At 64.2% G+C, this 20,395-nt stretch carries 20 protein-coding genes and 1 pseudogene; 10 read left to right on the top strand and 11 right to left on the bottom strand.

Going from position 1 to position 20,395, the window contains the following annotated elements; all coding sequences use genetic code 11:
* Positions 1 to 55: 55 nt before the first annotated feature.
* Positions 56 to 433, bottom strand: coding sequence for a YraN family protein (locus AC0L14_RS23605; RefSeq protein ID WP_123145990.1), 378 nt, complete (start codon positions 431 to 433; stop codon positions 56 to 58).
* On the bottom strand, positions 426 to 1,355 hold the full coding sequence (gene rsmI, locus AC0L14_RS23600) for a 16S rRNA (cytidine(1402)-2'-O)-methyltransferase (RefSeq protein ID WP_473485717.1): 930 nt from the start codon (positions 1,353 to 1,355) through the stop codon (positions 426 to 428). Before rsmI ends, AC0L14_RS23605 begins: the two co-directional genes overlap by 8 nt.
* Positions 1,356 to 1,542: 187 nt before the next feature.
* Here rsmI and AC0L14_RS23595 point away from each other — a divergent pair, with 187 nt between their 5' ends.
* Positions 1,543 to 1,740 (top strand): hypothetical protein, encoded by a 198-nt coding sequence (locus tag AC0L14_RS23595; RefSeq protein WP_123145992.1) that lies wholly within the window; start codon positions 1,543 to 1,545, stop codon positions 1,738 to 1,740.
* 283 nt (positions 1,741 to 2,023) lie between these two features.
* Here AC0L14_RS23595 and hemW read toward each other — a convergent pair whose 3' ends face one another.
* From hemW to rph, 4 genes are read right to left on the bottom strand one after another with little or no spacing between them, the layout of a single operon-like run.
* A complete protein-coding gene (hemW, locus tag AC0L14_RS23590) occupies positions 2,024 to 3,187 on the bottom strand; it encodes a radical SAM family heme chaperone HemW (protein WP_473528320.1) in 1,164 nt (387 codons plus the stop codon).
* The gene (rdgB, locus tag AC0L14_RS23585; RefSeq protein ID WP_473485715.1) at positions 3,184 to 3,846 is read right to left on the bottom strand and encodes an RdgB/HAM1 family non-canonical purine NTP pyrophosphatase; all 663 of its coding nucleotides are present in this window, start codon (positions 3,844 to 3,846) and stop codon (positions 3,184 to 3,186) included. Before rdgB ends, hemW begins: the two co-directional genes overlap by 4 nt.
* Complete coding sequence (locus AC0L14_RS23580) at positions 3,846 to 4,241, bottom strand: VOC family protein (RefSeq protein WP_473639160.1); 396 nt, start codon at positions 4,239 to 4,241, stop codon at positions 3,846 to 3,848. Before AC0L14_RS23580 ends, rdgB begins: the two co-directional genes overlap by 1 nt.
* 36 nt (positions 4,242 to 4,277) lie before the next feature.
* A complete protein-coding gene (rph, locus tag AC0L14_RS23575; protein ID WP_292183601.1) occupies positions 4,278 to 4,994 on the bottom strand; it encodes a ribonuclease PH in 717 nt (238 codons plus the stop codon).
* A gap of 134 nt (positions 4,995 to 5,128) precedes the next feature.
* Between rph and hrcA the strand changes: the two genes are divergently transcribed.
* The 4 genes from hrcA (at position 5,129) to cysK (ending at position 8,569) form a co-directional block, all read left to right on the top strand.
* Positions 5,129 to 6,244: a heat-inducible transcriptional repressor HrcA gene (hrcA, locus tag AC0L14_RS23570; RefSeq protein WP_095495919.1), complete on the top strand. Its 1,116-nt coding sequence runs from the start codon at positions 5,129 to 5,131 to the stop codon at positions 6,242 to 6,244.
* A gap of 136 nt (positions 6,245 to 6,380) precedes the next feature.
* Positions 6,381 to 6,578, top strand: coding sequence for a hypothetical protein (locus AC0L14_RS23565; protein WP_029347942.1), 198 nt, complete (start codon positions 6,381 to 6,383; stop codon positions 6,576 to 6,578).
* Positions 6,579 to 6,784: 206 nt separating this feature from the next.
* Positions 6,785 to 7,402 carry a LysE family translocator gene (locus AC0L14_RS23560; protein ID WP_473485713.1) on the top strand — a complete coding sequence of 206 codons (618 nt, stop codon included), beginning with the start codon at positions 6,785 to 6,787 and terminating at the stop codon, positions 7,400 to 7,402.
* Positions 7,403 to 7,588: 186 nt separating this feature from the next.
* A complete protein-coding gene (cysK, locus tag AC0L14_RS23555) occupies positions 7,589 to 8,569 on the top strand; it encodes a cysteine synthase A (RefSeq protein WP_473528322.1) in 981 nt (326 codons plus the stop codon).
* A gap of 252 nt (positions 8,570 to 8,821) precedes the next feature.
* Here cysK and AC0L14_RS23550 read toward each other — a convergent pair whose 3' ends face one another.
* Both AC0L14_RS23550 and AC0L14_RS23545 read right to left on the bottom strand, forming a co-directional pair.
* Positions 8,822 to 10,072 carry an RNA polymerase sigma factor gene (locus AC0L14_RS23550; protein ID WP_473528339.1) on the bottom strand — a complete coding sequence of 417 codons (1,251 nt, stop codon included), beginning with the start codon at positions 10,070 to 10,072 and terminating at the stop codon, positions 8,822 to 8,824.
* Positions 10,072 to 10,425, bottom strand: a complete 354-nt coding sequence (locus AC0L14_RS23545; protein WP_473528323.1) for a YciI family protein — start codon at positions 10,423 to 10,425, stop codon at positions 10,072 to 10,074. Before AC0L14_RS23545 ends, AC0L14_RS23550 begins: the two co-directional genes overlap by 1 nt.
* A gap of 241 nt (positions 10,426 to 10,666) precedes the next feature.
* Here AC0L14_RS23545 and AC0L14_RS23540 point away from each other — a divergent pair, with 241 nt between their 5' ends.
* From AC0L14_RS23540 to AC0L14_RS23530, 3 genes are all read left to right on the top strand, one after another.
* Positions 10,667 to 11,626: a TAXI family TRAP transporter solute-binding subunit gene (locus AC0L14_RS23540; protein WP_473528324.1), complete on the top strand. Its 960-nt coding sequence runs from the start codon at positions 10,667 to 10,669 to the stop codon at positions 11,624 to 11,626.
* Positions 11,627 to 11,787: 161 nt separating this feature from the next.
* Positions 11,788 to 13,878, top strand: a complete 2,091-nt coding sequence (locus AC0L14_RS23535; protein WP_473528325.1) for a TRAP transporter permease — start codon at positions 11,788 to 11,790, stop codon at positions 13,876 to 13,878.
* Positions 13,875 to 14,252 carry a DUF1850 domain-containing protein gene (locus AC0L14_RS23530; protein WP_473485709.1) on the top strand — a complete coding sequence of 126 codons (378 nt, stop codon included), beginning with the start codon at positions 13,875 to 13,877 and terminating at the stop codon, positions 14,250 to 14,252. Before AC0L14_RS23535 ends, AC0L14_RS23530 begins: the two co-directional genes overlap by 4 nt.
* Here AC0L14_RS23530 and AC0L14_RS23525 read toward each other — a convergent pair.
* The 3 genes and pseudogenes from AC0L14_RS23525 to AC0L14_RS23515 form a co-directional block, all read right to left on the bottom strand.
* Positions 14,171 to 15,892, bottom strand: coding sequence for a DUF4166 domain-containing protein (locus tag AC0L14_RS23525; RefSeq protein WP_473485708.1), 1,722 nt, complete (start codon positions 15,890 to 15,892; stop codon positions 14,171 to 14,173). The genes AC0L14_RS23530 and AC0L14_RS23525 overlap by 82 nt on opposite strands.
* A gap of 69 nt (positions 15,893 to 15,961) precedes the next feature.
* Positions 15,962 to 16,299, bottom strand: a pseudogene (locus AC0L14_RS23520) (thiol-disulfide oxidoreductase DCC family protein).
* 302 nt (positions 16,300 to 16,601) lie between these two features.
* Positions 16,602 to 16,748, bottom strand: coding sequence for a hypothetical protein (locus AC0L14_RS23515; RefSeq protein ID WP_123146006.1), 147 nt, complete (start codon positions 16,746 to 16,748; stop codon positions 16,602 to 16,604).
* 407 nt (positions 16,749 to 17,155) lie between these two features.
* Here AC0L14_RS23515 and AC0L14_RS23510 point away from each other — a divergent pair, with 407 nt between their 5' ends.
* Complete coding sequence (locus tag AC0L14_RS23510; RefSeq protein WP_473485707.1) at positions 17,156 to 17,662, top strand: YciE/YciF ferroxidase family protein; 507 nt, start codon at positions 17,156 to 17,158, stop codon at positions 17,660 to 17,662.
* A 163-nt stretch (positions 17,663 to 17,825) separates the two neighbouring features.
* Complete coding sequence (gene ligD / locus AC0L14_RS23505; RefSeq protein WP_473528326.1) at positions 17,826 to 20,390, top strand: DNA ligase D; 2,565 nt, start codon at positions 17,826 to 17,828, stop codon at positions 20,388 to 20,390.
* The last annotated feature ends 5 nt before the right edge of the window (positions 20,391 to 20,395 follow it).

The following is a 20,395-nucleotide window of genomic DNA, read 5'->3' as shown; positions in this document are numbered from 1 at the left end:
GTGCCCCCGTCGGCACCGTCGGCCTGGCAGCGCTGTTCGTTGGGGGACGGCGCACCTAATTCCGCCCGTAAAAAACATTCTCAACATGCACCGGCCAGCGCCACGGCAGCACCGCGACCATGTCGAAGCGAACCGACAATCTTCCATAGTCGGATTGGCGCGACAGCCAGAGGTCGGCGGCGCTTTCGATGCGGCGCTCCGATTCGTAAGCGATAGCCTCCATCGCTTCCATCAGTGTGCGGCGCGCTTTCACCTCGACGATCAGCACCAGGTCGCCGCGCCGCGCGATCAGGTCGATCTCGCCGAACCGCGTGCGGTGGCGGCGCGCCAGGATCCGGTAGCCTTTTACCATCAATGCCGCCGCCGCCAGCCACTCACTGCGGTGGCCGCGCCGATAGGCCCGCTGGCGGCTGGCGACCGGGCGTTCAGCCATCGCCGTCCTTCCCGGCGTCCCGGTTCTTCCCTGTGTCCTTGAGTTCGAGCAGCCGCCGGTAAAGCGCCTGCTTTTGGCCGCCGGTCATCTTGGCGGCTTCCGCCGCCGCCTTGGAGGCCGGCATTTCGGCGGCAAGCGAAAGCAGCAGCCGGTCGATGTCGGCCGGTTCGTCGGCGGTCGCTTCCAACGGGCCGACGCAGATGACGATCTCGCCCTTCGGCGTGTCGGCCGCCGCGTAATGATCGGCGAGCGACTGCAAGGTGCCAGTCCGCATTTCCTCGAAGGTCTTGGTCAGCTCGCGGCCGATCGCGGCCCTGCGCTCACCGCCTAGCGCCACGACCATGGCACTGAGCGTCTCGGCCAGCCGGCGCGGCGATTCGAAGAAGATCAGCGTCGCCGGCACGGTTTTAAGCGCCTCCAGCCGCGCCAGCCGCTGTCCAGTCTTCACCGGCAGGAAGCCGGCAAACAGAAAGGCGTCGGAGGGCAGGCCTGATGCCGTCAGCGCCGCAAGCGGCGCCGACGGGCCGGGGATCGGCACGACGCGAATGCCTTGGTCGAGCGCTTCGCCGACCAGCCGGTAGCCGGGATCGGAGATCAGCGGCGTGCCGGCGTCCGAGATCAGCGCCACGCTCTGCCCGGCCAGCAAGGCTGCGATCAGTTTTGGGCCGGCCTCTGCGGCATTGTGCTCGTGATAGGCAGTGGTGCGGCGGCGGATGCCGTAGCGGTCGAGCAGCACGCGGCTGACACGCGTGTCCTCGCAGGCAACGATATCGGCGGCGGCGAGCGTCTCAAGCGCGCGTAACGTGATATCGGCGAGATTGCCGATCGGCGTCGCCACCAGATAGAGCGCCGGCGCGAGCGGCCGGGCTGGTATTTCGGTCTGGCCGATCACATAGCTGCGTCTTGCCAACTCGCCGGTCACCGGTGTCCCCCGTCAGGCTCTGACACTTTGAATAGGCTCTGACACTTTGAATGCATTCGGCCCTGTTTGGCACGGCTCACGCTCGGTTGCAAAACCCGTGCCGAAGTGAAGCACTCGCCATGCCTTCGCCACAGTACGGAACGAAACCATGCCCGGCGGATTTACCCCTGATCTCGGGAGGAGCAGGATGGACAGTCTTAAGATACAGGACGTTTTCGAACCCTACTATGCAGGGCGCAAGCGCTTTGCCGCGCGAAAGGACAAGGGTCAGCCTGCCAAAACCGGCGCCGGCTTGGCCAAAAAGCCGCGAAAGCGTCGTCCTTCAAAGGCAACCGACCTGGAAATCAAGCCTTCGACCGGCACCGGCAGCACGATGGAGCACTGACCAGACGATGCCCAATCGCTTCGACATTTTCATCACCCGCCTTGAAACGAAAAGCTCCCGCAACGGAGCGCCCCCACACCCGATGAGCGATCAACACCGCGCCCGCCGCGACAAGGGCGACGCCAAGCCGGCACGCTCCGGTGAGGCGGACGCCGAGAAAGACCACGCCAAGGGCCGCCACAAACACGACGCCTAATTCCTCGGCCCAGAGGGCGCGCTGTCCCCTTCCCCATCAAAGGGTCTGCACTCCTGCTCCGCCCCTTAATGACGAAGGCATGGCGCTCTACCGCGCCAGATCCGCCACCACGGCGTCGAGCACGATCATGCCGGCCGGAGTGGCGCGCAGGCGGGCATTGCCGATCGGCGCGACCAGCCCCTCGCCCTGCAGCACTGACAGCCGTGCCGTCGAGAGGCCGCGGCCGGAAAACGCTTCGTAACGGGAGAGGTCGATGCCCTCAGTCAGCCTCAGCCCCATCAGCAGGAACTCGTCGGCCTCTTCCGAGCGCGTCAGGGTCTCGCCGCCAGTGATGCCATGGCCCTTGGCCTCGACCAGATTGGCCCAGGTTTCCGGCATTCTTTCGGCGATCGTCACCACGCGGCGGCCGTTTTCGACGAAGCGGCCATGCGCGCCGGGACCGATGCCGACATATTCGCCATAGCGCCAATAGGTCAGATTGTGCCGACTTTCCGCACCAGGCCTGGCGTGGTTGGAAATCTCGTAGGCCGGAAGTCCATGCGCGGCGGTGATCTCCTGCGTCAACGCGTAGAGATCGGCGGCAAGATCATTGTCGGGAACGGCGAATTTCTTGGCCGCATGCAGCGCGTGGAACGGCGTGCCTTCCTCGATGGTCAGCTGATAGAGCGACAGATGGTCGGCGGCGTGGCTGATAGCCTGTTCGAGCTCCGCCTGCCACGCTTCAGGTGTCTGGCCGGGCCGTGCGTAGATCAGGTCGAACGACAGCCGCGGAAAGATCTCACGTGCTAGGCCGATCGCATGCAGCGCTTCGTCGACATTGTGCAGGCGGCCGAGGAAGCGCAGATCCTTGTCGTTCAGCGCCTGCACGCCGAGCGACACGCGGTTGACGCCCGCCGCCCGGTAGCCGCGAAAGCGCTCGGCCTCGACCGAGGAGGGGTTGGCTTCCAGCGTCACCTCGATGCCGGCGGGCACCGTCCAGTTCTTCGCCACCGCGTCCAGCACCGTCGCCACGGTTTCCGGCTTCATCAGCGACGGTGTGCCGCCGCCGAGAAAAATGCTGGTCACCTCGCGCGGTCCGGTGCGGTGGCGCATCGTCGCAAGCTCGGCCTCGAAGGCGCGCGCAAAACGCTCCTGGTCGACCGGCTGGTGGCGGACATGGCTGTTGAAGTCGCAATAGGGGCACTTGGCCGCGCAGAACGGCCAGTGGATGTAGACGCCGAAGCCGGGGCTGCGGTCAAGCAGCATGGTCATTTCACAGCCGATCGTGCCAAATCCAGTCTGGCTTGCGCGAATTTCTGGAAGGCGCGGGCGCGATGCGACAATGCCGTCGGCTGGCCGGGCTTCCAGCCATGTTTTTCCTCTGCGGTCATCTCGCCGAAGGTCTTTTCGAAACCGTCCGGCACGAACACCGGGTCGTAGCCGAAGCCGAGTTCGCCGCGCGGCGGCCACACCAGCGTGCCCTCGACCTCACCTCGGAAATATTCGGCCGCGCCGTCGGGAAAGGCCAGGCAGATGACGGCGACGAAGCGGCCCTTGCGCTGCGCAGGCGCGACCGCGCCGACTTCCTGCAACGCCACTTCCGCTCGCTGCATCGCCATGCCGAAATCGCGCGAACCGTCCGGCGCCTCGGCCCAATCGGCGGTGTAGACGCCGGGCGCTCCGCCCAGCGCATCGACACACAGGCCGGAGTCGTCCGATAATGCCGGCAGGCCTGTCGCCTTGGCGGCGGCAAGAGCCTTGATATAGGCGTTCTCCTCGAAGGTGGTGCCGGTCTCGTCCGGCTCCGGCAGGCCGTATTCCTTGGCCGACTTCGCTTCTATGCCGAATGGCGCCATCAGATCGGCGAATTCGCGCAATTTGCCGGCATTATGGCTAGCAACGACAATTCTGTGCCCATCAAGCGAATGCATCAGAAGCCCCAGATTCTTGGTTCGGCGAATTCGATCGAATTGCCGGAAGGGTCGCGAATATAGATCGAGCGGCCGCCTTGCGGCCATTCGAACTCGCTTTCGATGGCGATTTTCTTCTGCTCAAGATGTGCCTTCCAGCGCACGATCTCGTCCGCACTCGCCGCAAAGCAGAGATGGCCGTCGCCGACAGTGCCGTGCGGCGGCACCTTCAGTCTGGCATCGGGCGCCGGCGGCACCTTGGTCGCCTCGGCGTTGAAGATGAGCAGCACGCCGTCCCCGCAACGGAAGAAAAGATGCCTGCCGTCGACCTTGCCCAGCAGATCGAGCCCGAGCACGCCGGTGTAGAAGGTTTCCGCAGCAGCGAGGTCTGTGACGTATAGTGCCGATTCCAGGATTGCAGAGGGGGGCGGACAAGCTCGGCATTTTTAGGGCTACGCCACGGCCATCTGCTGCAGGCTGACCAGTCGCGCAATGCCCTTCTTGGCCAATTCCATCAGCGCCGTGAACTGCTCTTCCGAGAAAGGCTCGCCCTCGGCCGTGCCTTGGATCTCGACGATGCCGCCCTTGCCGGTCATGACGAAGTTGGCGTCGGTGCCGGCCGAGGAGTCTTCGAGATAATCGAGGTCGATGACCGGCTGGCCGTCATGGATGCCGCAGGAGATAGCCGCGACATGGTCCTTCAGCACCTTGGCGACGCTGGCCATCTGCCGGGCTTCCATCCAGCGCAGGCAGTCATGGAGCGCCACCCAGCCGCCGGTGATCGACGCGGTGCGCGTGCCGCCATCGGCCTGGATCACGTCGCAGTCGACGGTGATCTGCTGCTCGCCGAGCGCCTGCAGATCGACCACGGCGCGCAGCGAACGGCCGATCAGCCGCTGGATTTCGAGTGTGCGGCCGCCTTGCTTGCCGGCCGAAGCTTCGCGGCGCATGCGCTCGCCGGTCGAGCGCGGCAGCATGCCGTATTCCGCCGTCACCCAGCCCTTTCCGGAATTGCGCATCCAGCCCGGCACTTTTTCCTCGAGGCTGGCCGTGCACAGCACATGGGTGTCGCCGAACTTCACCAGGCACGAACCTTCCGCGTGCTTGGAGACGCCGCGCTCGAAGGAGATGGCGCGCATTTCGTCGAATTGGCGTTTAGAAGGGCGCATTCAGGCTTTTTTCCTATCTTTTTCGGAATCGTGGCCGGCTTGTAGCCGCATGGGGCGCAGGGCGCAAAGGAAAATGGCCGGTTGCGCGGGTGTGGCCGAAGTCTATATCTTTGGGCCGGAGGTATTTGGCTCGAATGACCAAGGCAGTCGATCCCGGTTCCCAGTCGGCGGCAGTGCTCCAGTCGCCCGCGCTTCAATCGCCCGCACTCCAGTCGCTCGACATGCGCTCGCGCGACATCTTTCGGCGCATTGTCGATTCTTATCTGAAGGACGGCGAGCCGGTCGGCTCACGCAGCCTGTCGCGTATCCTGCCGTCGTCGCTGTCGCCCGCCACCATCCGCAACGTGATGAGCGATCTCGAGCATCTCGGCCTGATTTATGCGCCGCATATCTCGGCCGGCCGATTGCCGACCCAGGCCGGCCTGCGCTTCTTCGTCGATGCTTTTATGGAGCTTGGCGACCTCTCCGACGAGGAGCGCCGCACCATCGAGGCGCAGGTACGCGCCTCCGGCTCGGGCGCGACGCTGGAACATCTGCTCACCGAAGCCAGCCAGATGCTGTCCGGGATGTCGCGCGGCGCCGGCCTCGTGCTTGCCGCCAAGAACGAGGTGCCGCTAAAGCACATCGAGTTCATCCAGCTCGAGCCGAACAAGGCGCTGGCCGTGCTGGTGTCGCAGAACGGCGACGTCGAAAATCGCGTCGTCGACCTGCCCGCCGGCATCACCGTCTCGCAATTGCATGAAGCGTCAAACTTCCTCAATGCCCATATCCGTGGCCGCACGCTGGCCGAGGCGCGGATCGAGATCGCCCGCATCAAGGAAGAGACCAAGGCCGCCCTCGACACGCTGTCTCAGGATCTGGTCGAGAAGGGCCTTGCGGTCTGGGCAGGCGCCGAGAGCGGCCTGCCGGCGCGTCTCATCGTGCGCGGCCGCGCCAACCTGCTGGAAAATGTCACCGCGCAGGCCGACATCGAGCTCCTGCGGCATTTGTTTGAGGATCTGGAGACGCAGGACGGGCTGATCCAGCTTCTCGACCTTGCCGAGGAAGGCTCCGGTGTGCGCATCTTCATCGGCTCGGAAAACAAGCTGTTTTCGCTGTCCGGCTCGTCGCTGGTCGTGGCGCCCTATCGCGACAAGGACGCCCGCGTCATCGGCGCGCTCGGCGTCATCGGCCCGACCCGGCTGAACTACGCCCGCATCGTGCCGATGGTCGACTATACCGCGCAGCTTATTTCCCGCATGCTGCGGTAATGCATGTCGCCCAAAAGCCTGCCCTCGGTTGAGCAGCGGTTTTGGAATAACGACATGCATGAAAACAAGAAAGCAAAGCGAGTCGCAGGAACCCCTCAACCGCGACGCGCTTTGGGTGGACCTCAAGGAGAAAAAAATGGCGCTGGAATCATTCAAGGCTCAGATCAGCCTGTTGCTCGAGCAGATGATCAACCAGCCTGAGGATCAGCATGAAGTGCAGGAGCAGCTGCGCGAAAAGCTGAGGGAAATGCGCGCCATGGGCCTGCCGTTGCCGGCCGATCTCGTCGCGCTCGAAAAGCGTCTGGATGATGATTTTTACGCGGCCGGAAACTGAGCCCGAAAGACAAACGGTCGATTGCTTCAACTCTCCGTGTGCTGGACCAGTCAAAGCGGAACTTGATCGGTGGGTTCGCCTGGCCGGCGGCGCTGGTGCAATCGAATCCGACTCTCAGGGAGTACACGCCTGCCCGCCTTTGTGCGACAAGGTCAGTCTTAAAAGGTCGATTCCGATTTTCGGGGTCATGCGCTAAGGCCGAAACCATGACCCTCACCGGATTCCTCGCTTATAGCGTGGCCCTCGGTATCGCCGCCGCCATCCCTGGCCCGGGGCTGACCGCGCTTATTGCGCGTGCGCTCGGGTCCGGCTTTCGCTCGGCGCTCGCCATGTCCTTCGGACTAATGCTCGGCGATCTCGCCTATCTCACCGCCGTGGTGCTCGGCCTCGCTCTCGTCGCGCAGACCTTCGGCATGGCCTTCCTGGCGATCAAATGGCTGGGCGTCGCCTATCTCGCCTTCCTTGGCTGGCGCTTCTGGACGAGCGGCATCACGTCCGAAACGGTGGAGGCGAAGAAGGGCAGGGGCGGGTTGGTGTCCAGCTTTATTGCGGGCCTCGCCGTCACGCTCGGCAATCCGAAGACCATGATCTTCTATCTCGCCATCACGCCGACCATCGTTGATCTGAAGACCATCACACTCGCCGACTACGGCATCCTCGTGGCGCTCACGCTCGTCGTGCTCCTGGTGGTGCTGGTGCCCTATCTGGTGCTGGCGGCCAAAGCGCGCGGGTTCCTGAAGTCGCCGCGCGCGCTGAGGGCGCTGAACCGCACCGCCGCCGGTTTCATGGCCGGCGCGGCGGCTGCGATCGCCGCCCGGCAATAGGTCACTTTGGCCTCGGCTGGAATGCTTTTCCGGGGCGAGTGTGTTTTCAGCATGCGACCCACTCGGATATTTTCAAACGGCAGACTATCTTGCGCGGCCGAAGGCTTTATCCTGCCTGGTCGAGAATTAGCTGCCTGACTCTTGCCCGTCTGACTCTTGCCCGCCTAACTCTTGGGAGCGAAACCAATGAACAAGCCCGCCACCACCGCGCATGTGCCCGGCCGCGGCCGCATCTACAATTCGATCACCGAGACGATCGGCGACACGCCGCTGGTGCGGCTCGACAAGTTCGCCAATGAAAAGGGCGTCGTTGCCAATCTGCTGGCCAAGCTCGAATTCTTCAATCCGATCGCCTCGGTCAAGGATCGCATCGGCGTCTCGATGATCGAGGCGCTTGAGGCATCGGGCAGGATTGCGCCCGGCAGGACCACGCTGATCGAGCCGACCTCGGGCAACACCGGCATCGCGCTCGCCTTCGCCGCCGCCGCCAAGGGCTACAAACTGATCCTGACCATGCCGGAAACGATGTCGGTGGAACGCCGCAAGATGCTGGCGCTGCTCGGCGCCGAACTGGTGCTGACCGAAGGGCCGAAAGGCATGAAGGGCGCCATCGCCAAGGCCGATGAGTTGGCCGCGACGCTGCCCGACGCCATTATTCCGCAGCAGTTCGAGAATCCGGCCAATCCGGAAATCCACCGCCGTACCACCGCCGAGGAAATCTGGAACGACACTCATGGAGAGGTCGACATCTTCGTCGCCGGCATCGGCACCGGCGGCACCATCACCGGCGTCGGCCAGGTGCTGAAGCAGCGCAAGCCCTCCGTGCATGTCGTCGCCGTCGAGCCGGAAGCCTCGCCGGTGCTGTCGGGCGGCCAGCCCGGCCCGCACAAGATCCAAGGCATTGGCGCCGGCTTCGCGCCGAAGATCCTCGACACGACGATCTATGACGAGATCGTCAAGGTCTCCAACGAGGATTCGGTTGCCAATGCGCGGCTCGTCGCCCGCCTCGAAGGCGTCCCGGTCGGCATCTCGTCGGGTGCTGCCCTGCAGGCGGCGATCGTCGTCGGCTCACGGCCGGAGAACAAGGGCAAGAACCTCGTCGTCGTCATCCCATCCTTCGCCGAGCGCTATCTGTCGACGATCCTGTTCGAAGGGCTGGGGGCTTAGGGCATATTGGTATTTGTGCCGGTCTGCGGTTGCGGTTTCCTGCGCTTCCGTATCGCCCGCTAATTGTCGAAGCCGGCGCGGCCCCTCACCTGCCTGCCGGCATCCTCTCCCCGTAAACGGGGCGAGGGGCGCTCTCATAGACGGCCTCGCCAATCGCCAGCGTTGCAGAACAGGGCAATGAGGGGCGGCGCCTGCGCTCGGCCTTAGCTCCCAAACATCGGATCTTGTCTGACCTCCGGCCTTTCCCGGACCTCATTCTTCGGCTGCGAGTCCCGCCCGCCGTTCCTGCAGGAACCGGCGCACGGCCGGATCGCGTTCGAGGCCGATCGCCCGGTTATAGGCCTCGGCCGCTTCCCGGGTTTTGCCGAGCCTGGCCAGGAGGCCCGCGCGGGCGGCCCAATAAGGCTGATAATCATGCAGCCGTTTGTCGTCGCCAAGCCCATCAAGTGCGCTCAATCCCGCCGCGGCGCCGTCGGCCTCGGCGATGGCCACCGCGCGGTTGATCGATACCACCGGCGAGCCGGCAATCACCGACAGCGCATCATAGAGCTGTTTGATCGCGGTCCAGTCGGTCCGGCCGGTCAGCCGCCTTGTCGTATGGGCGGATTGCACGGCTGCCTCGAGCTGATAGCGGCCGACGACGCCCTTGGCCGCGGCGTGCTTCAGCAATGTCTCCGCTTCGTCAATCAAGGCCCCGTCCCACAGCGCAAGCTCCTGCTCGGCCAAAGGCACATAGTCTCCGGCGGCGTTGCGCCGCGCCGCACGCCGCGCCTCGGCAAACAGCATCAGCGCCAGCAGGCCGAGCGCTTCCGGCTCATCCGGCATCAACGACGCCACCAGCCGGCCGAGCCAGATGCCTTCGGTCGCGAGATTGCGGCGCCGTGTCTCGGTGCCGGCCGGATCGGACCAGCCTTCGGCAAACGCGGTGTAGATCGCTTCCAGCACCGCATCCAGCCGCTCGCCGAGCTCGGCCCGCTCCGGCACCCGGAACGGAATGCCGGTCTCGCGGATGCGGCTTTTGGCGCGCACCAGGCGCTGGCCCATCGTTGCCGGCGACACCAGGAAGGCCGAGGCGATCGTCGCTGCGTCGAAGCCTAAAATGGTCTGCAGGATCAGAGGCGCGCGCACGCCAGCCTCGATCGCCGGATGGGCGCAGGCAAACATCAGCCGCAGCCGCTCGTCGGGCAGGTCTTCATCGGCCATGCGGGCCTCGATCTCCTCGGCGATCAACCTGAGATGGTCGCGGCCCGCCTCGCTGGTCAGCCGCCGCCGGATCGCGTCGACGCTACGTCTGCGTGCCACCGCCAGCAGCCAGGCTTCCGGCTTCTGCGGCACGCCGGCTTGCGGCCAGCGTTCCAGCGCCGCCGCAAAGGCATCGGCCAGCGCGTCCTCAGCGCCGGCCACGTCACGCATGCGCGCGGCGAGATAGGCGACCAGCTTGCCGTAGCTTTGGCGGGCGGCTGCATCCGCCGCCGCCCGTGCTATGTCGGGCTGTTCCGATATCACATGGTCAGTTCCCAGATCGGCCGCACCTCCACGGTGCCGGTGCTGGCACCTGGGCAGCGCGCCGCCCAGGCAATCGCCGCGTCGACGTCCTCCGCCTCGATCATGTAGAAACCGGCAAGCTGTTCCTTGGTGTCGGCATAGGGGCCGTCGAGCACGTTGGTCTTGCCGTCGGCTATCCGCACCGAGGTGGCGGATTGCGTCGGCTTCAGCCGGTCGCCTGCGAGCCAGGTTCCGGATTTCTTCAACGCTTCCGTGTAGCTGACATAGGCGCTCGACATCTGGGTCACCGCATCCGCCGGCGCTGCCGCCATCCCGGCTTCGTTTGCGTAGATCAAAAGCATGTATCGCATGGTCTTCTCCCGTGGTTTCGAAGGCCGCGTCGTTGCCGGCCGCACCAATGTCGCGCATCGTTGCCCGATTTCGACAGGCGCTGCGAAAATCTTTTCGGCCCGGGTGGCATCTCGCGCAAGCCTGCATATCCACGGCATCGACCGTTGGTCTAATCGGCGCAATTGCGGGTTGGCATTTCCTGCCCGCTGTCTAAACTCGCCTCGGGTCGTGCGGTGGCAAATATTTCAGGGAGGAAATCACATGTACAATTTCAGGACGAAGTTTATTGCCGCCGGCGCGCTGGCGCTGTCGCTGGGCCTTGGCGCGGTGTCGGCCACGGCGCAGGAATTCATCAACGTGCTGACCGGCGGCACCTCGGGCGTCTATTATCCACTCGGCGTCGCGCTGTCGGAAATCTACGGCAAGGGCATCGAAGGCGCCCGCACCCAGGTGCAGGCGACGAAAGCTTCGGTCGAGAACCTCAACCTGCTGCAGCAGGGCAAGGGCGAGATCGCCTTCGCGCTCGGCGATGCCGTCAAACTGGCCGCCGAGGGCAATACCGAAGCCGGCTATCCGGGCAAGCTCGACAAGCTGCGCGGCATCGCCGCGATCTATCCCAACTACATCCAGATCGTTGCCAGCAAAGAGTCCGGCATCAAGACACTCGCCGACCTCAAGGGCAAGAGCCTGTCGGTCGGCGCGCCGGCCTCCGGCACCGAGCTCAACGCCCGCGCTATCTTCGCCGCCGCCGGGCTGAAATACGAGGATCTCGGACGGGTCGAGTATCTGCCCTTCGCCGAATCGGTCGAGCTGATCAAGAACCGCCAGCTCGACGCCACGCTGCAATCGGCCGGACTCGGCGTCGCCTCGATCCGCGACCTCGCCACGTCGGTGCCGATCAACGTCGTCGCCGTCCCGGCGGAGGACGTCGCCAAGATCGGCTCGCCCTATCTTTCGGTGGCCATTCCCAAGGGCACCTATGAGGGCCAGACCGAGGATGTCGCGACCGCCGCCGTCGGCAATTTCCTCATCACCCACGCCGACGTCTCCGACGAGACCGCCTATCAGATGACCAAGCTGTTGTTCGAAAATCTCGACCAGCTCGCCGCCGCCCATGCAGCCGCCAAGACGATCGACATCGCCAAGGCGCTCGACGGCATGCCGGTGCCGCTGCATCCCGGCGCCGAGCGGTATTACAAGGAAAAGGGGCTGGTGAAGTAGGGCCGCTCCCTCCCCCTTGAGGGGAGGGTGGACAGCCGCCGAAGGCGGATGGACGGGCGGGGTCGTTGCGGCAGTGCGCGGCCCCTGAACCGACCCCACCCGCCTCGCTTCGCTCGGCACTCTCCCCTCGAGGGGGAGGGCGCCCGCCAGGAACCCCGCCAATGACCGAAACCCCGACCGTTCTTTCCCCCACCGCCGAAGCCCCGGTCGAAGGCCTGCCGCCGGGTTTCGGCGAAGGGCTCGCCGGCAAGGCCGCCTTTCTCATCGCCATCGCCTTCTCCATCTTCCAGATCTACATCGCCGCCTATGGCAGCCTGCCGAGCCAGGTGGTGCGCGCCATGCATGTCGGTTTTCTGCTGCTGCTCGGCTTTGGCCTGATCGCCAATCTGCGCGCCACAAGCACACCGGCCAAAGCAGCGTTCTGGACGCTCGGCTTGCTCGGCTTCGCCACCGGCCTCTACAATTGGGTGTTCTATGCCGATCTCATCCGGCGCTCCGGCTTCCTCACCACGCCGGACCTGATCGTCGGCGCGGTGCTGATCGTGCTGGTTTTCGAGGCAGCGCGGCGGCTGATGGGGCTGCCGCTTGCTCTGATCGCCTTGATCTTCTTCGCCTACGCATTCGCCGGCAATCATCTGCCGCCGCCCTTCATCCATCGCGGCTATGATTTCGCCCAGCTCATCGACACCTTCGCCTTTGGCACCGAAGGCATATACGGCACGCCGGTCTACGTCTCGGCCGCCTATATCTTCATCTTCGTCGTCTTCGCCGCCTTTCTCGAACGCGCCGGCATGATCGCGCTGTTCAACGATTTCGCCCTTGGCCTGGTCGGCTCTTGGCGCGGCGGCCCGGCCCAGGTCTGCGTTCTGTCCTCGGCGCTGATGGGCACCATTTCCGGCTCCGGCGTCGCCAATGTGGTTGCCTCCGGCCAGTTCACTATCCCGCTGATGAAGCGCTTCGGCTTTCGTTCGGCCTTCGCCGGCGCCGTCGAGGCGACCTCGTCGATGGGCGGCCAGATCATGCCGCCGGTGATGGGCGCGGTCGCCTTCATCATGGCTGAGACACTGAACATTCCCTATGCCGAGGTGGTCAAGGCGGCGATAATCCCGGCGCTGCTCTATTTTGGCGCCTGCTTCTGGCAGGTCTACCTGGAGGCCGGCAAGGCCGGCCTGCAGGGCATGGCCAAGGCGGACCTGCCCAATCCGTGGGACGCGGTGAGAAGACATTGGCCGCTGGTGCTGCCGCTGGCCGCACTTATCTATCTGCTGTTTGCCGGCTATACGCCGATCTTCGCCGGCACCATGGGGCTGGCGCTGACCATCGTGCTCATCCTCGGCACGCCGCTGGCGGCGCTGATCGGGCCGCTTGCGTTCCGCATCGTCTTCTGGCTGGCGCTCGGGCTTGCCGCCGCCTCTTTCATGAGGTTCGGCGTCAATATCCTCAGCTTTGTGATCGCTGGGCTAATTGTCGCCTGCGTCACATTCAGGGGCGGACGCGAGACGCTGCAGATATGCATAGACTCGCTTGCCGAGGGAGCAAAGAACGCGCTGCCGGTCGGCATCGCCTGCGCCATCGTCGGCATCGTCATCGGCACTTTGACGCTCACCGGCATCGCCTCCACCTTCATCGGCTTGATCATCTCCATCGGCGAGAACAATCTGTTCCTGTCGCTGGTACTGACCATGCTGACCTGCCTGGTGCTCGGCATGGGCATCCCGACGATCCCCAATTACATCATCACCTCGTCGCTGGCCGGGCCGGCATTGCTGTCGCTTGGCGTGCCGCTGGTGGTCAGCCATATGTTCGTCTTCTATTTCGGCATCATGGCCGACCTCACTCCGCCGGTGGCGCTGGCCGCCTTCGCCGCCGCGCCGATGGCCAAGGAGAGCGGCCTCAAGATCGGCATCCAGGCCACCAAGCTTGCCGTCGCCGGCTTCGTCGTGCCGTTCATGGCGGTCTATACCCCGGCGCTGATGCTGCAGGACCCCGGTCCGATCGCCGCCCAGTTCAGTTATCCGGTCGAGGTCGCCTATATCGTCGCCAAGGCCTGCATGGGCATTGCCCTGTGGGGCGCAGCCGCCGTCGGGTTCCTCGCCCGGCGCATGGCCTGGTGGGAACGTCTCGTCGCCTTCGCCGCCGGCGTGCTGCTGGTTGCCGCACTGCCTGTCACCGACGAAGCCGGCTGGGCGCTCTCTGTCGCCTGGATCGGCTGGCACTGCTGGCGTGCGCGGCAAGCCACCGGCACCGCATGAGCCTCTGTATCCTCGCCGCCGGCAAGACGGTGACGCTCACTGTCGCCGCCTTCACGCTCGCCTGGACGCATTCGGTGGAAAAGACGCATTGGCAGGAAGACTGGAAGGTGATGCCGTCCGGCTTGCAAATCGTCGAGGCACGGATCAAGGGCTCGGGCGCCGGCATGGAACCGCCGGAAGGCTCGGTGCTGCGAGACGGTTGGTGGATCTATAAACCAAAGATGGCGCCGCAGCGGCGCCTTGTGCTCGCGGCCTCTGGCGCGACAGGTGAAGGCTGGACGCTCTGCACGGTTCAGGGCTGCCGCGAACTCGCCAAGGCGGCAGGCGATGCGACCGTGCTGGAGCCCTGCGAAGGTTCGAGCCAGCCGCGATAACGGACGATGATTCCAGTGAAGCGGTGTGAAATCTCGACATGGAAGCGGAACCGGCCGTCTTCCACGGTTTCGTAGGATGTCGAGCGCGGGCACAGCCACAGCGGCAGCGGCAGACCCCAAATGCTCCATCGACGCAGGGCGAGCGTCAGCCGTCCATCTTCGGCGACCAGCGCCATCGCGAAGGTCAACGGGCCGAAGCGTTCGCACAGCAGCCGCTGCGACCGGTCCCGGCCAGCGCACTGTCGGCTTGAAAAACTGTGCGCGCCGAATGTCCGGGTCCAGGTTTCGCCATCCTTGCCGGGTTCAAACCGGACACGGACAGGGATATCGGCGCACGGCTTCGGAAACCCGACCAGCCAGGCCGTTAGCCGGCCAAGGATATTACCTCCGCGCTCGACCCGCGCCCGTCCTTCCGCTGTCGTCGTGCCATCATGCATGGCGCGGATCTCGTCCGGCAGGCTTAGCCAGGCGTCGCCGAGCAAGGCGGCATAAAGCGGCGTGTCCAAATCAACGGGTTCGTTTCTGAAACCTGTGTAGATCGTCTTGCTGGCAAACAGCGCTTCATAATCCTCAAGCTCCAAATCGTGCACGGCAGCCCGCGCGCCAGGCGGCGCCTCATGTCCATCCAGCGCCTTGCGGACCAGCGCCTCGACCGCCATCGACGGGATCAGCGGCCCGTCATTGCCCTCCGCCAGCAGGTGCCACGATCGTGTGACCGCTACGCCCGTCTGGTCCGATCCCGCCACCTCGACGAACATGCCGCCGCGGTGCTCGCCCCAGCGCAGCCGGTTCGTCGCCATCTGCATGAGCGGGGCCAGCGGCGAAAGCGAGCGGACTGTTCGCGCGCGCACCAGCCAGGCAAGCCCGATCAAGGCGCGGTGAAGCACTTCGGGAACCGGCCCAGCTCCCATCCAGATGGTTTTCGCTTCCGGCCAAAGCTCTGCCAGTGCGCGCAGGTCGGGGACGTCGACCAGCGAGAACAGCGTATTTCTCAGTGGCAGGCGGCCCGGCGGCGCGATGGTGTAGCGCGTCTGGTCGGTGAACGGATGGCCTAGCGCTGAACGACCGTTCCGCACGAGCGTGACCGGCTGGCCGGCATAGCCGGCTATGGCGCGGATCACGTTTTCGCCGACACCGGCAAACGGCGACGGCGCGATGCCGCCGCGGATGCGGTCGACCCGAGCCATGTCCGCAGACAGGCGACGCACTGCCGCCGCCGTCAGCACCGGAAAACTGGAGACCCCGGACAGCACGAAAAGACCAGCCTCTCGCGCCGCCTCATTGAACGCAGACACGCCGGCGACGAAATCCGAGCCGTCGGCGAGGTCGAGATAGTTGACGCCCTGGTCCATGCAGGCCTCGATCAGGCGGTACCGGCCCTCGCCATAGGCCTGGAACGGGCCGCTGGCATCGATCAGTATATCGGGCCGCAGCGGTGAAAGTTGCTCGACGATATCGCCGTCGCGGTCGAACAGCGCAGGAACGATCCGGGCGACGGCACGATCGCGGCTCTTGCAGTAGGCATCGGCCCTAGCCAGCGAGCGCCCGGCGACGATCAGGGTTAGGCGCGGCTCGTTTTCAAGCAGTTCGACGATCCGGCCGCCAAAGCTGCCATAGCCGCCGACGATGAGGATCTTCATCGCGGCTCCCCCAAAAAGCTAAGGGTCCCGCTATATCGGGCAAAGCGAAAACCTGCTGGAGCTCGGCGCCTAGCCAATCAGCCCCCCCTCCAACTCGGCGGAAGGGATCTCGCAACTCGCTTTCCTGCCGAACAGCGCGTAACGGTTCTTGGCAATGCGATCGTAGAGCCAGTTGCGGAGCGGGCGCGGCAGCAGGAGCAACGACTTCGCCGCCCGCCACCGCCAGCCCCGTTCGGCCATGGCGGCAACGAACCTGTCCAGGCGGGTGAAGGCGGCGCCGTCGATGAGGGCCAGATTGGTCTCGTAGCTGTCCGTCCGCAGTCCATATTTCGAAACAGTGCTTCACCGAGCGGTGACTGCGCCGTGGCGAAGCGGAAGCGGCTTTTGCGGTCGAGCCCCACCACCATGCGCACGAAGCCCGAGCACAGCACGCAAACGCCGTCGAACACGATCAACGGCTGGCTTGCATCGAAGGCGGGTTTTTCAGGAGGATTGTCTGGCTGGGTGGTCACGCGAGTCCCGGCTGCTTGGTGTCAAACGACACTAAGCTTGCCGGCTGCGAGATCAAAGTCCCTAGAATCTCAGAACCTTGGTGTTGTCGCACGCCGCCTGTCGGCGAGCGCACGACGTTCCACGCGATAGGTCGTCGCACGGTGATCGGCGGCCGGCCTGCAGATCCGGCTGTCGTGACGGATTTCCATGGTCGTCATCAGTGTGCGCTGATGCCGAGCGTATGGCTGCGGCGTGCGCAAGCGGGGCCAGGGCCGCGCATGTAATAGCGCTCCGGCCGGTAGGTCGGCGCGACAAATTCGCGGATGGCGGCAGCGTAGCCGATGAGGTGCGTCAAGAAGCTCATTTTACCTGTCCCTGTCCCGATTTCGGATGTCCCTTCCAAATTGCGGAGATCATAGCGTCTAGGCGTGAATAGTCGGTGAACACGATGTTAATATCTGGTCGAAAAGGCCTTGGTTCGTGGCCGCAATGCGGCTGATTCGGGGTCTTTCCATGCAGTTCGTCGACATTTCGGTCGATGTGACTTTTGCATCACATATGTTTCGTTTGGATGTCGCTCGGACGCGTTTCTGTTTCAGCCTTGGCCAGCGCCGCGAAATTTCCTTGCTTGCTTGGGAAAGTCAGGAACCCGTCCGAACGCCGGACGTTGACGCCCAGAGCCGGGACCCACCCGGCCCAGCAGGCTGCGGCTTCCGAGCGAAACCGCCGCCGGAACCCCAAACCAGCAAGAACAATGGAAAGGCAAAAGCCATGGGTTTCTTTTCGAAAGACATCAAGACGCTGGACGACCTCTTCGTCCACACGCTGCGCGATATCTATTACGCCGAAAAACAGATCGAGAAGTCGCTGCCGAAGATGATCGACAAGGCGACCGACCCGCAGCTGAAAGCCGGCCTTGAAAAGCACCTCGGCCAGACCAAGGGCCATATCGAGCGCGTCGAGAAGGTGTTCGAACTGCATGGCGTGAAGGCCAAGACGGTCAACTGTCCGGCTATCGACGGCATTCTCGAGGAAGCCGATGAAGTCAGCGGCGACATCGATGACAAGGACGTTCTCGACGCCGCCCTGATCGCATCCGCGCAGGCGGTCGAGCACTATGAAATAACCCGTTACGGCACGTTGATCGCCTGGGCCAAGCAGCTTGGCCGCACCGACTGCGCCAATGTCCTGGCCAACAATATCAAGGAAGAGCAGGCGATCGACCGCAAGCTTACCGAGATTGCGGAAGCCAAGGTCAACCTTCAGGCCGCCGAATAGCAGTCTCGATCCAGGCAATGCCGGGCAACCCGGCTTGCCTCGCTTTTTCGCGGGGCCGGAACTGAAACTGTTTCTATCCGTTCAAGGCCTCGTGTCGGCGTCGCCAAGCCGAAGCCGTCACAGCAAATCGGCGCCACACCAAACCGTTATAGGATCGCGTGTTATGGCCAGCCTTGAGCAGTATCATGCCAAGCGCGATTTCAAGAAGACCGCCGAGCCGGCCGGCAAGGTCGTTCGCAACAGGAAAGGTGAGGCTGGCGGCATCTTTGTCGTCCACAAGCACGCCGCGACACGGCTGCATTACGACCTTCGGCTAGAGCATGGCGGCGTGCTGTGGAGCTGGGCGATAACACGGGGTCCGAGCCTCGATCCGCATGAAAAGCGGTTCGCCGTGCATGTCGAGGACCACCCGATCGACTACGCGTCCTTCGAGGGCACCATTCCCAAGGGCGAATATGGCGGCGGCTCGGTCATCGTCTGGGACGAAGGCAAATGGCAACCGGAGACCGATCCGGCCCAGGCGATGAAAAAGGGCCATATCAGCTTCGAGTTGCACGGCCACAAGCTGAACGGTCTCTGGCATCTGGTGCGGCTGAAGCCGCGTCCCGGCAAAACGCGCGACAATTGGCTGCTGATCAAATCCGACGATGCCGCCGCGCGCCCAGGCGAGGACATTTTGCAGGAGGCGCCAAAGTCGGTGAAGTCGGGCCTGACGATCGAGGAGGTCGGCGAAGGCAAGACGGCCGACGGCAAGAAGCCAAGGGTCTGGCATTCGAACAAACGGCCCACCAGCAAGGCGAAGGCCAAGGCGGCAAAGCAGCTCGAATTCATCGCACCATGCCTCGCCACACTGCAGAGGGATGCCCCTCCCGGCAAGGAATGGCTGCATGAGGTGAAATTCGACGGCTATCGCATGCAGGCGCAGCTTGCCGGCACAAAGGTGCGGCTGTTGACCCGCACCGGCCTAGACTGGACGGACAAAATCGGCGGCGCGATTGTTGCGGAACTCAAGCGTCTGAAATGTACCGACGCCATCGTCGACGGCGAGATCGTCGTGCTGGCGGACAGCGGCGTCTCGTCCTTCGCGCTGCTCCAGGCTGACCTGTCGGCCGGCCGCACGGATCGTTTTCTCTATTACGTCTTCGACCTGATGCGTCTCGACGGCGAAGACCTGCGCCCAGAGCCGCTGGTCGAGCGCAAGCAGACTTTGCAGGACTTGCTTGGCAAACAGCCAGACAATTCGGCAGTCCGCTTCAGCGACCATTTTGCCGAACCGGGCAAGGTCATGCTGGAGCACGCCTGCCGCATGGGGCTGGAAGGCATCGTTTCCAAGCGCGCCGACGCGCCCTATCGCAGCGGCCGCGGTCTGTCCTGGGTGAAGTCGAAATGCACGCTGCGCCAGGAATTCGTCATCGGCGGCTACCTGCCGTCGGAGAAGACCGGGCGTGGATTGCGCTCCTTGCTGGTCGGCTACCATGAGGGCGGCAAGCTGCACTATGCCGGCCGTGTCGGCACCGGCTTTTCGATGCAGAGTACCAACGACCTGAAGAAAAAGCTGGATGCGCTCAAGGCGAAAACCTCGCCCTTCGACAGGGCGGTACCGAGGGGCAAAGGGCTGGGCAAAAGAGTGGTTTGGGTGAAGCCCAAACTTGTCGGCGAAGTGGAGTTCCGTACCTGGACGTCCGACCGTATAATACGCCACGCCTCGTTCCAGGGATTGCGCGAGGACAAGCCGGCGGAGGAAGTCGTGGAGGAAAAACCGAAGGCACCCGCTGGCAAGGCCGACGCCAAGGCAAAGCCTGCCGACACCAAGGCAAAGCCTGCTGGGGGCAAGGGCGAGAAATCCACCTCTGTCAAATCCACGGAGGCGGCAAACACCGTCGTAAAACTTTCTCATCCGGACAAGCTTCTGTGGCCGCAGGAGAAGGTATCGAAGCAGGGCCTGCTCGATCACTACGCTTTGGTCTGGCCGCGCATGCAACAATTCGTCATCGATCGGCCGCTCAGCCTTGTGCGGGCGCCGGACGGCGTCGGCGGCCAACGCTTCTTCCAGAAACATGCCTCGGCCGGCATGCATGACAAGATCGCCAAGATGAAGGATCCGACGGACGGCGAGGAGATACTGTTCATCCGCGACATCGACGGTGTCGCTGCCTTGGTCCAGCTCGGCGTGGTCGAGATCCATATCTGGGGCTGCACCATCGATGAACTGGACAAGCCGGACCAGATCATCTTCGATCTCGATCCCGACGAAGGCGTCGACGTGAAAGCGGTGCGCGCGGCGGCGCTCGAAATTCACGGCCGGCTCGATGCGCTGTCATTGCCGAATTTCGTCAAGACGTCGGGCGGCAAGGGCTACCATGTCGTCGTGCCGCTGAAACCGTCGGCGGATTGGGATGAGGCGAAGGACTTCGCCCATGATTTCGCCCGCGCCCTCGAGCAGGCCGCCCCTGATCGGTATACAGCGACGCTGTCGAAGAAGGCGCGCACCGGCAAGATCTTCGTCGACTATCTGCGCAATGGCCGCGGGTCGACCACGGTGGCACCCTATTCGTCGCGCGCCAAGAAAGGCGCTACGGTCTCAATGCCGGCGACCTGGGCGGAGATCGAGGCCGGGTTGGCGCCGAACGCCTTTCCGATCGGCGACAAGACGACGCTGAAGCAGTTGGCGAAAGCCGATCCCTGGGCGGATTTTTTCAAGCAGGGCAAGCCGCTCAAGCGCGGCTGATCAGT

Source organism: Mesorhizobium sp. WSM4841 (assembly GCF_055811515.1).
The sequence above is the reverse complement of the archived record's forward strand: the minus strand, read 5'-3'. Positions and strand labels throughout refer to the sequence as shown.